Genomic DNA, 15029 nt, shown 5'->3' with positions numbered 1-15029 from the left:
CAATACTCAATATTTTCCTACTCCTAAAATCTGGTTAGAATTTAGAAATTTAATAAGGTTGATGTCTGTCTCCTCTGAGGATTTACCAAGCCAAATTAAATGCCCCCATGAGTCGAGCAGACAAAGCTCTGATGAACGAATGTTTTCATTAGCATAATAAGGGTGTTCTAAAGGGACAGAGCCATCATGTTTACTATGCATGATTAGGGTTGGACAGCTAACAGCTTGTAAATCTTTGCTAGATATCTCATTAACTTGTATTAGATCAATAAAGAATCCATATCCCGACAGTTGGCGATTATTCATTTTTCTCATCGCTTCAACATCTTCCTTGTTCAATTTACTTTTTGCTTCATCATAGGTTAGATTACTAAATGAAGGGAACATTTGCTTAAAAATATACTGAGGGAACTTATTGTTCATAAGAGAAATTAATTTCCATGTATATTTTTCAACTTTTGGACGGAATAAAAACCTTGCCGCTTTATATTCCTTATCCCTAGGAGTAAGCCATTCCTTTGTAACTGCAGATTGCAAGGTAAGTGAAGCGACAAGCTCCGGATAGTGTGCAGCAAAATAAATCCCGCTAGGACCTCCTGCAGAAATAGCGAGAAGGTGAACTTTTTCGATGTTTAAATGGGCTAGCAATCTTGTATAATAGCTACATGCAGTTGCTAAGCTTTTTCCAACTTTTTTTGACGTTGCCCCATAGCCCGCTCTTGATGGGGTTATAACGGAGAAACCATTCTCTACTAATGCCCTATACCCAAATTCCTCAAGACAATTAGAATGTCCCCCATGCATGACCAATATGGGATCACCCTTCCCTATAATCGAATAATCGTTCCGCTTTTTTGAACACGATTCTATACATTGCTACTGACTTCGGTTTAATTTGAGTTTGCAAACATCCCGCCATCGATCCGATACTGACTGCCGCTGATAAACGAACTATCATCGGAAGCAAGGAATAGAACCAATTTGGCGATTTCAATTGGTTCTGCGTATCTTCCAAAAGGAATAAGTTGGGGGTCAGGCAACTATTTTCAAACATACTACAAAGTAATTCTCCAAAATTCACGATCTGTTAGCACAAGATCATAGGGTGTTTTGATATCCGCCCATTGAATGCTTCTTTTATTCTTAATCGGCAGCCCTTTTTCACTGTACCAACAAGTAAAATACTCAACAATCCCACTAGCTTGAAGTGCTTCATCTATATACGAATAGAGCACCGACAAACACTTTTCATCGATTGCATTCCCTTTCAAACAATCTTTTAAGAATAGGAAATTATAACTACACGCTACTTGATAGTTGAAACTGAAATGCGGACTATAGTAAAAATCTCACTTTGGTTTCACTATCATAATTGTTTTCAAATGACAAATGTGGAAAATCCAATTCAGTTTCAAATACATTGGGTTGTTCAGGAGACGCTGGGTTTAAGCCAAAAGAACCAATTGGCAGTTTTATAGGTGAAGCAATAAAAATGTATTGAGTCAAGAGTATTCCCTCCTTATTTAACACTTTCCATTTTTTGAAATAGCCTATATCGTCCTGGTGAAACCCTCTCAAGAATTCGGAATTCCTCGCTAACATTGGATGAGCGATTGCCTCCCAGTGACATCGGAACCATATCAGCTAGAGCAGTCCCAGCCTCTTTCCAAGTATTTGGATAATTGCTATTGATCCAATCATTTACTTGTCCGATGGTTCCCTCTCCTCCTAAATTATCTAATGCTAAAATAATTGCTTGATAGTGATTCATTTTAAACAACCATCCTTTCGTTGATTGTTCTGACAGATTGACCAACCATGTCATATTCCATAATTTCTACATCATCAGGAATCAAATGCTTATATGTACGTATATAGTATTCTCCTAACGTTTCATTTCTTTTGGTACTGTAATCTTTTAAAATAAAAAATACTTTACGGTAATCTTTTGGTGCTAGACTAAAATAATACATCGCTTCATTCCAGACCGTAATTTTTGCACTCGGAACATTTCCGCCAGATGTCCAGGTGTGGGATTTACATTCAACTATGATTTTCCCGTTAATAGAATCATTGCAACCTAAGTCAAATGTATGTGATTTTTTAATCCTTCCAATTCCGAGGTGTAAAGGATGCCCAAAAGTAAGGTCAACGCTGTTAGCTTTAAAATATTTTTTAGCAGTTTCCTCAAAATCTCTTCCAACTTGCGCATTACTAACCGAACCGATTCTTTGAAAATTATTTATATCCATTATATTCTACTCAAAATTCAAATTACTCTAATGGTTTACCTAGTCAAAATCTTTTATCATCATCATAATGCATAAGGATTATTTTTCCAACGCTAAAAAACCCCTTTTATTTTTAGATATCCTAAAAACTAATGAATATACGAATTCAACCTAGAAATGATATCATTATGACTAGTAAAACAATCATCAAGGAGGACCACATTGAAAAAGCTTGTAAAAGTCGTCGCAGCCATTATCGAAAATGATCAAAATGAAATTCTATGTGCACTTAGATCACCCGCAATGTCGATTCCAAATCAATGGGAGTTTCCTGGTGGGAAGGTGGAATCCAACGAGGACATCTTCTCAGCGTTAAAAAGAGAAATTGATGAAGAGTTGGATTGTAAAATTGAAACATCCAATGAGATATTTAATGACAATACTCATAAATACGAAACATTTATCATAAATTTAATTTCAATTAAATGTAGAGTTGTCGAAGGGTCTCCTTCAAAAAGTGAACACTCCAAACTAATTTGGCTAAAACGAGAAAATTTAGATTCACTAAAATGGGCGCCGGCCGATGTTCCAGCAGTAGAACAATTAATCCAAGAAAAATAGTCTTCTCGAAATGAGAAGACTACACTTTTTCTGTAAACTCCGTATATAAATTTGTCGGTACCTCATTCTCTAATTCCATTCGGACCGTAATCGGCTTGTCCCCTTCAAATTCAACAGAATTTCCTTTTCCAATATAAATATAAGGCTCCGTCTTGCCATCCAATTCTTTGTACTTGCGAATAAACAAATGAAGATGGACCCCACGCTGCTGATTAAAAATGATGTTTTTCCCTCGTTCAGATTGTTGTGTCGTATTATTAACCGATTGCCATTGGAATTCATGTGGATTAATAAATTTATCTTTATAGTTGATACTTTCCTTTACGTCCTCCTCTTTATGCAAATCAATAAAGAGAAAGTACTCATTGCCATTCGCCAATAATCCCGATCCTCTAAAGGAACTATGGATTTTCCGATAGTTCGACAGCAACGCAGCGTCGATCATTTGATATTGCTCATACAATTTGAAATGTGGGACACCATAGTATTCTCTTTTAAAATCCTTCTCGTATCGGAAAATACCATAAGTGATAATGTCTTCAATAAACTTCCGGTATTCTTCATTTTCTAATAGCTTTGAAAAAATATCAGTCTTTGTCAGAATGCCATTGTCATAACGCACTAATTTAGGTTTATTCTTCAGCTGCCCACTATCATAGTAGTTTTGATTTAGACACTCAAATGCATGTAAAATGGAATCATTATCGACGTTATCGATCATTTTCAGAATTTCTTGCTTTGCTATTCCTTGATTAATCTCTTCATGATCTAGCAAATAACGCAGGATAACAAACTCATAAATCCGCTTAAGTGGTAGCTTGCTTGATAATTCCTTCAATGTCGCTTCAAAGGCTTCATTTAGTAAAATTTCCTTTAAATCATCATCCTTCTCGACCTTGGCCACAAAGGATAAGTATGTTTTCTCGCGATTAATAAATTTAACAGGATCTGGCGCACCATCATATTTCAGATAATCCAATAACAAATACGGGATCCGACCCTGATTGAGTTTTTTAAATTCACCGTATTCTTCCTTCAGATACTTCATCGAATTGAAATTTTCCCTATCAATCTGTGCCAATATTCGATCCTGTGAAATCTTATCCATTTGGATATGAGTACATCCAGGAATATTTGCGAATCCCGTTGCCACTGCTACCTTTAGGCTTTCTTTATCATAGTAGCGACTCCCATTTAACGCCAAAGCAATGAGGAACGTTTTCTGATGGTTTCCAATAAAGTCGAGCACCGTCAAGAAGCTTTTATTCGCATGCTTCCGCAAGCCTCTCCCGAGTTGTTGAATAAAGATAATCGGTGAGTTGGTTGGTCGTAGCATTAATACGGTATTAATAGAAGGAATATCGACCCCTTCATTAAAGATATCTATGGTGAAAATGAATTCTAATTCGTCCTGGTCATCTTCTAATCGTTGAATATATTGCTCACGTTTTTCCGGTGCGTCAGCCCCATATAAGCAAATACTTTTATAGCCTCTTTTATTAAATTCACTTGCCATATATTGAGCATGTTCAATACTGATGCAAAAACCGAGGCCTTTTCTTTTCTCACCATCATGACCGTAAAAATCCATTTTTTCAATAATAAAATCAACCCGCTCATTGACCTTTAACCGTTTGGTGATTTCAGTAATATCTTCAATATCAACATCACTTAAATCAATGCCTTCAATATCCGTGATTCCGAAATAATGAAAGGGAATCACGAGTTCATCCTCTAAGGCTTCGTGTAGGCGAACCTCTAAAGCCACATTATTATCGAACAAATCAAAGACATTATAGCCATCACTTCGTTCAGGAGTGGCTGTCATCCCTAAGGTAAACTGAGGTTTAAAATAATCTAATACAGTCTGATAGGTTGGACTTGTGGCATGATGGGCCTCATCAATGATCATATAATCAAATTCATCTCTTCCGAATTCATGAAAACACTTTGAGATGGTTTGGATCGTGGCAAAGACATAATCAACATGTTTCTGCTTATGGTTCCCTGTCAGCAAACCAAACGTGAACCCCTCATTGGGTAACAACATCTCAAAGGTATCCTTCGCTTTTTTCAGGATCTCTTCGCGATGGACAATGAAAAGAAGTCGCTTTGGCTTCACGTTCTTCACATCAAACGCTGACATATAGGTTTTACCCGTTCCAGTCGCAGCAATTACCAATGCCTTTTTCTCCCCATAGCTCCTAAGTCTCGCTAGGTTCTCCGTTGCATGTTTCTGCATTCGATTTTGAACAATATATTGCTTATTTTCATAAATCAGTTGATGTGTTTTTTGCGTATTCTTAAGGCTTTTCAGAAACTCTTCATATCTACTAATAAAAGCCTGATCGGCTTCAGCACTCATGTCCCAGAGCCCATCGTATTCCTTTAAAACATCCTTAATAAAGCGGCCATGTTCTTTGGTAATAATTTCGACGTTCCATTCAATATTACTTTTCAGTGCACTTTGGGTAATATTGGATGAGCCGATAATGACCTTATAGCTATCCTGATACTCAAATATGTATGCCTTCGTATGAAAGCCAATCTCTTTATCGGTAACGAAGACCTTTAGGTCAACATTATGAAACTCTTTAATTTTCTCCAATGCCTTGGCATCGGTAAAATTGAGATAGGTTGACGTTATGATCTTCCCAGCAATGCCTTTTTGCTCCGCATCCTTTAAAGGATCAAGCAGAAGCTGCAAGCCGCTGAAATTAATAAAAGCGACACTAAAATAAAACCGCACACACTCGTTCATCGATTTTACTAGTTCTCGTAATAAGTTGCCTTTATCGGAGTTGACAATTAGTTTCTTTTTTACTACTTCCATTGGTTTTCTCCTAACTATAGATGTCTCTCTGTAAACTGTTATTTATTGGATATGTAAAATTGTACTATAGTTGGAGGTAAATAAAAAGATCCTCTATCCTTTCTAGGAAATAGAGGATTATTATTTTAACGAATTTTTTTATAATGTTTATTTATGCGTAAAACTAGTATAAAGTTCTAATTCCCTTTCGAACTTTTCATGCAACTTATTTTTTTCAAAATCGTTTATGTATTCAAGTGTATTTTCGAGTATACCAATTTTCATTAGAATTGATATTTCATCAAGAGAAACTTCAGAATGTTTAGAGCGTTTAGTTTTAGCAAGTTCCAACATTCTCTCAATAATCTCTTTGAAACTTTCAATTGTTCTTTCGCCCTTATGAATAAACACCCTATTTAAATCTGAATTTAATAGTTCTTCATTGTATTTTTCAATATTTTTTTTACGTAATATTGCAGCCTGATCTGCCCGCCATTGTAACGGACCGAAACGAAATTTTGATCTCCATGCTGCAAAAGTTTCTACTGGAACACCAAGTAACTCAGCTCCATCCCATTTTTCTAAACCTTTCTCAATACAAATTTCATACATTATTTCTTTTAAAGATTTACCAAATTTCTTTTCAACTAATCCTTTGTAATCAGTTTCCATCCTATTATCCTCCTTGTGGTTTTTGGTTATAATATAAATAATATAATCCATTTTTTAAATTTAAAAATTAGGAAGGTATCCAAGATGGAGGAATCTTACTTTATAAGTGTTGATTATAATTTGCACGTTAATGAAGATTATGATGCGGAATATCCATATTTAGATGGATGGGCTAAAATTACTTTACATGATGAAGAAGGTACTAGTAAGGATATAGGTTCAATCAGTTTTACTATCTTCCATTCAAATACTTTAGATGACTCATCCTTAATCCATGATATTGCAGATTCAGTATCTGGTAATATGGTTCATCTAATTAATGGTTTTCATCAATTTTCTCGTGCATCTGATGTTAGCTATTACGAAAAAGTTCTATGCTTAAACTACATAAAAATACAAAAGGAGTATAGAAAAAACTCATACGGATCTTTTACAATTAGCAATATAATAAAATTCAGCAAAATATTGAATGTTGATTTTATTATTTTACAACCTGCTCCGATTGAGGGAGAACCAGAAGGAATTGAGCGTAAAAGTATTATTAATCGGTTAACAAAGTTTTATTCAAAATTCGGATTCGAGACATTTACTACTAATTTTGGCGATCCTATTATGATATTTGATCTTGAATGGTATGAATTATAGCAGTAATACGATTTAGATTACCAGTTATATACGGGGTATTTTTTGAAAAAGAGTGCCTGTCACCTACCCAGCTTCCTCACTCATGTTCCAGAGGTAATCGTATTCCTTCAAGACATCTTGAATAAACCGACCATTTTTTTTCGTAATTATTCTCTACATTCCATTCAACATCATAATAGAAATTAAAGATTAAAACATCATCTAACTAAGGGATTTTAAAGTACATTAGACTTTATTATCCCTTTTCCTATATTATGAAATTTTCTTATTAAACGTTTCAATTCAATTTTTTTCATACCTCTCTTAAAATATGCCTTTTCACATCCTTAGTATAAAATGATTATCATTGTATGATATATCTTTAATTTTATCCTGCAAGTACTTAACTTCTTTGCTTTCATATTCCCCCATTACAGTTTCCCTCCATATTGATTCACTAAAACAACTATCCTGGTTATTCAGTATTTTTAATTAAACAATAGTCAATAAGTATAATTTATTATCCTTCTATCTGTTATTTTAGTCGTAAAGCTTCTATTAACGATTTAGTGGAATAATGACTTAGAGACATGTTCATACACTTGCTAAAAACTCTTCTAAAGTATTATTCTTTCTACTTAAATATGAACAACTTATCCCACCTTCAGTTTTTCTAATCAATACTCCAGAATAAGGTTTTCCATAATTAAAAGGTTTTCCTCCAGAATTCATAATAATGTTCATTAGATCTCTTGTTTCAAAACTAGTTCCAGCTTCAGTGATTTGAATTAAAGCAATTCCATGAGCCCGTGCGTACCCTATTGCGCCACTTTGAAAATTTGACGTAGATATTAAGATACCTTTTTGGGCACCAAAAGATAGTATTTTCCCGTATAATATTTGAACTTTTTCTCTAGTTATAGGTGACTTGTAATGTTTACATTCAATAATTGTTTTATATTTGATGCCCATCACAGTAAACTCGATATATCCATCTATCTGATAATTACCATCATAAGCTTCAATTGTTGTATTATGTTCAATTACTAAGTTTTCAAGATTTTTGGTTTGTTCAGTTAGCAAGTCTAATGAATATTTTTCAAATTCTTCGGGAGTTATATCCATAAATGCTTTTTTAGTTGGAATGAACAATTTCTTTTCCTCCAAAAGTTATCAAATTTACTATTATTATAATAATTACATTCAAAGACTAAAACGTGATGTTACCCTTTATAGGAAATTAAAGGGCCAATTCATCAGAAGTGGCTCTATACAAAATATCTCTAAGTAATACAAATCATTTAAATAATCCGTACCCAGTAACTGGTATGTCTAAATGTCATAATAATTAAGAATTAGTAGAAAAAAACTGGGTCAGTCACCCAATACGGTAACGCTTTAAAGCAACGAGCGATTTCGCCCGATTATCCTGTATTATTATTCTTCACCAATTAATATAATTTCTTGCTCTATGGTTCTTTCGTTATGAAGAATCAAATTGATCAAATCATGGAATTCTTTAAATGATGGATCTTCCAGCAATTTTTTTAATTGGCCTAAATACCCTTTCGTCTCTACTTTTTTCCCATGTGCTAAATACTTCATGTAAGTACTAATATCCATAAAAATAGGAGTAATGGAGATATTGAGTTTACGTGAGAGATGTTTCCAGATTCTGATTCCCCCTAGATCGATATCTCCCCAATGATTGAACGTTACTTCCATATTATGCCGCTTCATAAACCTTAAGATTTTCTCCAACAATAACCTTCTTAGGGAGTTATGGAACCCTCCTAAATAAACCACGATGTAATTTTTATTATGCTTTTTTACGTAATGGATGTAATCGTAGAAGGAAGTTAAATTCTCAACGGTGACAATACGTTCAGCTTTCACATCCGAAATCGAAGCATTCTCTATAAATTTTGTGTCTAAGCCGAAGGAGTTATCAAATAACGAAAGATCCAAGGTTTGCCCTTGAATTTCAAAGGTAATGGGACCAAAAACATTTATAGATTGCAGTTTATCAATGACCCCTAATTCAGACAAGATATCGTCATCAGTTAAATCTTGTTCAGAATAAACATATTTCTGCAAAACAGAGATGATTTTACTTTCCATTGACTCAAATTTTTTAGAATCATTGAATAGTTGAATACTCAATCTCCTTTTAGAAATCTCAAAATCGCGACTTTCTAAAACCGTATGAAGCGCTCTTAACTGATCATGGGTATTTTCAAGTGAATCTAAGTCAATGATAGAAGGAGCAGACCTTAAATTCACCAATTGTCCTTCAACATGTTGATAAAACGCTTCTAATAAGATAGGTGCAGTTCGAGCGTAGTCTTTAACGACCTTCAAGGTATTTTTATATTTTTCTTCCTTCGACTGTCTACATAAAAAGTGGTAGATATCTATTAACTTTTCATCGTTTACAATAATCCTTGCTAACTCTTCCCCCTCACTAAAGCGAACCCATTCCAAAACAATAAAATGATTATCTTGTAATTCCTGCATATCTTTATTCATATTCACTTTGTATTGACTATCGGTATCATGAAAATAAAGTGGAAAGGTCATCCTGTTAACTGTTAGCATGGTCCTTCTGGTGCTTTTTTCTGTTTTCCCATAATCAGAACGAGATTCGTACTTATTTATTAACAAATGCAATATGTCCCGCTGCAGTTTACTCAGATACATATTCTAGCTCTTCTTTCCTTCGAAATGATAGAAAATCATCTTTTGTGATTTGTTCCACTTGACTTGTAAATCCATGCTTGATGACCATAGTTGTACATGGTAAAAGTGGTGCCATCACCTGTAGGCTTGTGGTTGGTGTCACCACTATCGGTTGAAACCCACATTCATGAATAAATCGAATACATTCCTCCACCCGCTCTCCGTCCATCCGATTAAATGCTTCATCAAATAATACCAATCTAAAGGTATCCGGGTCTTTTCTATGCATTTGATAGGTATTGAAAAACGAAGCTAAAACAGCAATATAGAAAGGGACCTGAGATTCGCCACCAGAATTTGAACCGAATTTCTTCGAGTATTTATATTCATTTCCATCCCGGTCACTAATATCAATATCGAAATCCAAGTAGGTACGGTAATCCATTAACCTTTCCATCTGCTCCGAATGATGGTGTTCATCAAAAGACAGTTCTTTAAAAAAATCATTTAGGGTTGACTCATACTTTTCTTGGAAGACATAACTAAATAATCCATCTGATAGTAAGTCATGATCCATAATCATTTCATAATAATGAATGTAGCTCTGGTTAGGTAAACATCTGAAACGATATTGGTCTCCTCCGAAATCCAGCTTATTTAAAGAGAAATTCAAAGCATCAAATGTTTGCTTCGAACGTTCTATCCGTTCTTTCAACTTCAATATAAAATCCTCTTGGAAACATCGATAGGCATTTTCCTTTTTTATCGCTACTTGTTCATTGAACTCTACTAGTTTTGTCTCGACCAATAAGGTAAGGCGTTGTTGATATCTTTCATTATCATTAGCCGTTGCGTCAGCTCCGAAGTGGTAGGTTTCATTAAATTTTGTTCTCAATTGGATTAGCGGTCCTTTTAAATTATTTCTTCTAGATTCTGAACTTTTGGCATTTTTTTCATAAATACCTGCCAATTCACTATACGACCTATTTGAATCAAGCTTCTCCCAGCGTTCTTTCCCTCGGTCTAACGCAGTAGGACCGAGACTTTGTAGATATTCTTCAAATTCATTCTGAAGTTGAAGTTTTTTCCCCTCAGTATCCGCTATGAGTTGAGTTAAATTTGCGATTTTTTCTTCTAATTTTCCTGAGTCATTTTGCTTATCTCCTATTAAATCTCTAACCCTTGGTTCATCTTCTTTCAATCCTTTTAATTTCAGTTTTAGCCTGTCCACCTCACTAGTATCAATGGCTAAAAGACTTTGCTGCAGGCTAAGAATGGATTGCTCTTTTTCGGATAAATTTGAGCATTCATTAAGAGCACTAAAAATCCCTTCATAAAAGTCTTGTTTATCTGAACGCATCTCACTAAGTTTATCGCAATGAACTAATTGCCCTTTAACCGCAGATAACCTCTGTTCAAGTTCTTCCAAGTACTCCTCTTGTTTTTCTAATTGTTTTTTGACCGCCTCTCGACCTATATATGGAATCTCGTAATCCTTTTTAGGCATCTGCCTTGCCGTGTGATTTTGGTAGACCATACAAGTAGGGGTAATACTTCTTTTATGTCTTTTTAACTCTTGAACCTCTTCACACTTAATCAACCCACCCAGAACATAATCGGTAAAGATTTTAACTAGAGAAATATCGGTTGTTATTTCTTCTGCTAAACTCCCCTTTAAAGGAAGGCGAAGTTCTTCTTCCATCTTCTTAATATTTACCAAGCCTACTCCACTTATGGGATGGCTAAATTTATGGTCATGATAAACTTGCAACGCATCATCAAAATACACCGGAGGAACAATGATATTAAATTTTAGATTCTTTAAGTATCCTTCTACGGCATTTTTCCATTTTTCATTCGGAACATCTATTACTTCACACACAATATACACGGGGACTTCATCATTGTTTGTCGAGTGCAATCGTTGGGTTAATAGAGTTTTTAGAACCATCGATGGATGACCGGAAGGCAGAACCCTATCTTTTTTCAATTCATGAATCTTTTCTTTTACATGTTTCTTTTCGTTCTCAATTTTTTCTTGATCTTGTTTTAGTAAGACCGCCTGATCCTGGACCCATTTAAACGCCGTTCTCCAACTGTTATTTAATAACAAAGGGGAATATCCTGATAGTTCTGACGTCCCTTCTGTAAGGGCAGCCTCCCATGCACGCTTCCCATTATATAAAGACTCAACTTCATAGCCATCATGTCCTAATACCCTTAATACCGAAGCCAATACATTTCTTTCTTGTACTTCCACCTTTAGTTTATAGTTTTGATTTTTCCGTAACTCACCTAACCTATTAACATCCTCCCCCAATTGATTAATCTGCAGGTTGATTTCTTTGATTTTCGTTGTTATATTGTGTTTTTCAATATCTACAGATAATTGATTGATCTTTTCCACCATCGCCTGGTGCTTACTTTTTAAGGCTTGAATCGTCTTATTTAACTCTTCGAATTCATCTATTTTCTCTTGTTTATCACAGATATACCCTTTTACTTTTTCTTCTTCATTTAGAACGGCGCTTTTCTTTGAAATATAATAACTCGACTCAATCCCTTGGTTAAGATTTTCGATAGCTGTCCATTGCTGCTTAATTTCAGTAAGAGCAAGGATTTGTTTTTGTGTCTCCTGAATCAAATTCTCCAATTCACGCACTCGTTCAAAGTTCTCTCTTAAATTCTCACTATTCAACGGATCTGAATCTAATACAAATTCATAAACAAAATGCTTAATGTCTGTAATACTCTCAAAGGCAATTCCCTTTTGGATGAGCTTAAAGAAGGAGTCCCTGACACCCCCCAAAGTTTGCTTGACATCATTGATATATCGCTCAGAATCTTTCTTGTAAATAGTATTCTTAATTTTATTTCGTTTGAGATTATCCTGAAATTCTTCTCTTGTATACAATTCATTTTTTTCCTTATAAAATAGATTTTCCGTCAATTCAATGCCTTCAATTTGAAAAAAGGAGTGATAGTACTCCATGGACTTTGAATTAAAATCAAACGCAACTCCTAATAACACTGTTTTCTTCGACTTTTGAAGTTCAATCTCCACAACAATGTAGCTTGAAAAATCCACTTTCCCTCTCTTATGTGCCAATCCTTCAGAGTTAACGGAACCACGCAAGTATGAAGTAATGGAACGCTTTGATCTTTTGTCAGTAGCAGATTGATTAAATTTCAATTGTTTTAGATTCCCGACAAATAGTACTTGTAGAGCATCAATAATGGTAGACTTACCCGCTCCCGTCCCTCCAGTTATCAAATTACCCGAACGATGAAATTTGATAATTTCATCATTAAAATAATGCCAGTTAATCAACCTCATTTTCGTCAAATATCTCATCTTCTACCTCCTCACTTTCGATTCCTTCCGTAATCCACTTAAAATAGGTTTCGACTGCATGAACTGGTATAGCAATTAAAATGGAAGGATAAAGGATAATAGGCTCCTGGGGATGATTCCAACAACCTTTCTTTACATTAATCAACGAATAAGATGCAAACAACTTCATGATTTTCCCGTATTCATCTGCATTCGGTAGCCGGTTTTTTATTTTTAAAGCCAAGTACTTTTCATGAATTTCTTCATTGGTCGTGGTAATGTGCCGTGCAAGCGAAATGTCTTTTTGTCTTTCTTCATATATTATTCGTAAAATAAACAGAAACAGAGTTTGATTTTGTGTGAGCATTCTACGATTTCTACCCGTAGGATTATAAACATAAATTAAGTTCATTGATTTAACAAATTCAATATTCCAACCTGTTACCGCTAAGTAGTCTTCAAACAATTCAGCATATCGGTCGATAAACCGGTAATATGGCTTATCAGCCTCCTTCTGAAAAACAATATAGTTTTGGGCTAATAATTTATTGATACAATCTGAAAACATCTGTTTATCCCGCTCTAACAATTCCTTGTATTCTTCACTCCAACTCATTTCCGCTCTCCTTTCCGTATAAATGAACGATGCGGGATTGTGACTTTCCCTACTTTAATTGTTCGCTTACCCGCTTCGTTCCTTTCGGAAAGTTCAAACATAGCCTTCTTTGATTGCGAATAAACGATAGCGTAAATAAGACTCAACCAATCCCCTTCTTTTTCCGTCGGTAGCGTTTCCATTGGAATTATACTCTTACCTTTTCCCTGACGAAGGAGGAAATCATTGATTTGTTCCACAGTTTTCCCTTGATTAGACCGTTTAAGAATCTTTTCAATTTCATTCTTCTTATCTGTTTCAGATACTTCTCCTTTTTCTACTAAGGATGAACGCTGCTTTGGTTTTGACTGGTAAGGGATCTTCCAACTGTTTGAGTCCAGAAATTCTTGAGAGAAAATCGAGATTAATTCATTTACACCATCTTTTATATAATCAGAAGGTGAAGTTGCTTGTATATTTTGTGCGATCTCTAACAGGATGGTGTTCAGTTTCTCTTCTAAACCGCTGGTATATCGAATGTGATATTTGATTTGTTGTTCTGCTGCTCTTGAATATAACTTGACACGATTATCAATTTCATTTAATATTTCATCCATTTGGCTAAATGATTTTTCAATAGTTTCAAGCCAAGAATAAATCCGATTTTCGGCTTGATGGAGTTCCCTGAACACTTGATCTTGGATTAATAATTCTGATTGTTGACGAATTCGTTCATGGTCAAATTGCCACTTTTGAACCGCTTCCAACACTCTTACACGATACTTCGAAACGTGGTCAGAAGATTTTAACCGATAATAATAAGCACCTAAGACTTTTTCTTCAAAATCAAAAAAGAAACTATTTAAAACTTTGTGAAGATCCGATTCTACTAATAAGGCTTCGGTATGCTGCTTAATGCTATAATTCAACTGTTTTAATCCATTAATGATCATTACCGTGTTTTCATATGCTTGTTGTAAAGATATGTAACTTTCTTTTTCCTCTCCATATAGATGCTGGAAAACGGATAATATCCGCCCTCTATACTCTTCCTGATGACCATTCGTGATTTGTTCGAAAGTACGTAATATAGATAATGCATAATCCGGTACAGATACTTTCCAGGTATAGTCCATCATCTGTTCTTCTGCTACCCATTTGGCATCTCTTAATTTCCTAAAAAAATAGTTCGCTTTTTCTCGGCTTGTCCTAAAATCAAGAAACTCTTCATCATGATCGAATAAATTACTATGCTGTTCCATAACATCACACAGCAAATCAACTAAGATGTCCTTATCAATTAAGGAAATCGATTCCTGGTATAATACATATATTTCTTGTAAGATTTCAACGTAAACTTGTTTGTATTTTCCATTTAAAATGGAAAAAAAACCGTCTGGTATATGTGAAAAAAGCAACGATATGTTCATTCAGTCTTTTTCTCACCCGATTCTTAAAATA

14 protein-coding genes and 1 pseudogene are annotated in these 15029 nt (G+C 34.7%); 2 read left to right on the top strand and 13 right to left on the bottom strand.

Annotation, left to right across the window (positions count from 1 at the left end):
* Window positions 1–6: 6 nt before the first annotated feature.
* The 6 genes and pseudogenes from M5A78_RS19540 to M5A78_RS19515 form a co-directional block, all read right to left on the bottom strand.
* The gene (locus M5A78_RS19540; protein ID WP_319942320.1) at window positions 7–870 is read right to left on the bottom strand and encodes an alpha/beta fold hydrolase; all 864 of its coding nucleotides are present in this window, start codon (window positions 868–870) and stop codon (window positions 7–9) included.
* A gap of 20 nt (window positions 871–890) precedes the next feature.
* Window positions 891–1022 (bottom strand): annotated as a pseudogene (locus M5A78_RS19535) (SDR family oxidoreductase); the annotation flags it as partial.
* A gap of 33 nt (window positions 1023–1055) precedes the next feature.
* Window positions 1056–1235: a hypothetical protein gene (locus tag M5A78_RS19530; protein WP_248736953.1), complete on the bottom strand. Its 180-nt coding sequence runs from the start codon at window positions 1233–1235 to the stop codon at window positions 1056–1058.
* Between the two features lie 100 nt (window positions 1236–1335).
* Complete coding sequence (locus tag M5A78_RS19525) at window positions 1336–1506, bottom strand: hypothetical protein (protein ID WP_248736952.1); 171 nt, start codon at window positions 1504–1506, stop codon at window positions 1336–1338.
* A 13-nt stretch (window positions 1507–1519) separates the two neighbouring features.
* Window positions 1520–1771: a hypothetical protein gene (locus tag M5A78_RS19520; protein WP_248736951.1), complete on the bottom strand. Its 252-nt coding sequence runs from the start codon at window positions 1769–1771 to the stop codon at window positions 1520–1522.
* 1 nt (window position 1772) lies between these two features.
* Window positions 1773–2252 (bottom strand): hypothetical protein, encoded by a 480-nt coding sequence (locus tag M5A78_RS19515; protein ID WP_248736950.1) that lies wholly within the window; start codon window positions 2250–2252, stop codon window positions 1773–1775.
* 201 nt (window positions 2253–2453) lie between these two features.
* On the opposite strand from M5A78_RS19515, the gene M5A78_RS19510 reads away from it, so the two are divergent.
* Complete coding sequence (locus M5A78_RS19510) at window positions 2454–2852, top strand: (deoxy)nucleoside triphosphate pyrophosphohydrolase (RefSeq protein ID WP_248736949.1); 399 nt, start codon at window positions 2454–2456, stop codon at window positions 2850–2852.
* Window positions 2853–2871: 19 nt separating this feature from the next.
* On the opposite strand, the gene M5A78_RS19505 is transcribed toward M5A78_RS19510, so the two are convergent.
* Together M5A78_RS19505 and M5A78_RS19500 are read right to left on the bottom strand one after the other, a co-directional pair.
* Window positions 2872–5685 (bottom strand): DEAD/DEAH box helicase, encoded by a 2814-nt coding sequence (locus M5A78_RS19505; RefSeq protein WP_248736948.1) that lies wholly within the window; start codon window positions 5683–5685, stop codon window positions 2872–2874.
* Between the two features lie 147 nt (window positions 5686–5832).
* Window positions 5833–6336 carry a hypothetical protein gene (locus M5A78_RS19500; RefSeq protein WP_248736947.1) on the bottom strand — a complete coding sequence of 168 codons (504 nt, stop codon included), beginning with the start codon at window positions 6334–6336 and terminating at the stop codon, window positions 5833–5835.
* A gap of 84 nt (window positions 6337–6420) precedes the next feature.
* Between M5A78_RS19500 and M5A78_RS19495 the strand changes: the two genes are divergently transcribed.
* Entirely contained in the window at window positions 6421–6981 is a 561-nt protein-coding gene (locus M5A78_RS19495; protein ID WP_248736946.1) for a hypothetical protein, read from the top strand.
* Window positions 6982–7554: 573 nt separating this feature from the next.
* Here M5A78_RS19495 and M5A78_RS19490 read toward each other — a convergent pair.
* The 5 genes from M5A78_RS19490 to M5A78_RS19470 form a co-directional block, all read right to left on the bottom strand.
* Complete coding sequence (locus M5A78_RS19490) at window positions 7555–8112, bottom strand: restriction endonuclease (protein ID WP_248736945.1); 558 nt, start codon at window positions 8110–8112, stop codon at window positions 7555–7557.
* A gap of 285 nt (window positions 8113–8397) precedes the next feature.
* Entirely contained in the window at window positions 8398–9660 is a 1263-nt protein-coding gene (locus M5A78_RS19485) for a Wadjet anti-phage system protein JetD domain-containing protein (RefSeq protein WP_248736944.1), read from the bottom strand.
* Complete coding sequence (locus M5A78_RS19480) at window positions 9647–12994, bottom strand: ATP-binding protein (protein WP_248736943.1); 3348 nt, start codon at window positions 12992–12994, stop codon at window positions 9647–9649. The genes M5A78_RS19485 and M5A78_RS19480 overlap by 14 nt, the downstream gene beginning before the upstream one ends.
* On the bottom strand, window positions 12963–13589 hold the full coding sequence (locus M5A78_RS19475; RefSeq protein ID WP_248736942.1) for a DUF4194 domain-containing protein: 627 nt from the start codon (window positions 13587–13589) through the stop codon (window positions 12963–12965). Before M5A78_RS19475 ends, M5A78_RS19480 begins: the two co-directional genes overlap by 32 nt.
* Window positions 13586–14998 (bottom strand): Wadjet anti-phage system protein JetA family protein, encoded by a 1413-nt coding sequence (locus tag M5A78_RS19470; protein WP_248736941.1) that lies wholly within the window; start codon window positions 14996–14998, stop codon window positions 13586–13588. Before M5A78_RS19470 ends, M5A78_RS19475 begins: the two co-directional genes overlap by 4 nt.
* Window positions 14999–15029: the final 31 nt, after the last annotated feature.

The organism is Neobacillus rhizosphaerae (assembly GCF_937468385.1).
Lineage (GTDB): Bacteria > Bacillota > Bacilli > Bacillales > Cytobacillaceae > Neobacillus > Neobacillus rhizosphaerae.
Note: the sequence above shows the minus strand (reverse complement) of the source record. Positions and strands in the feature narration are given on the sequence as shown.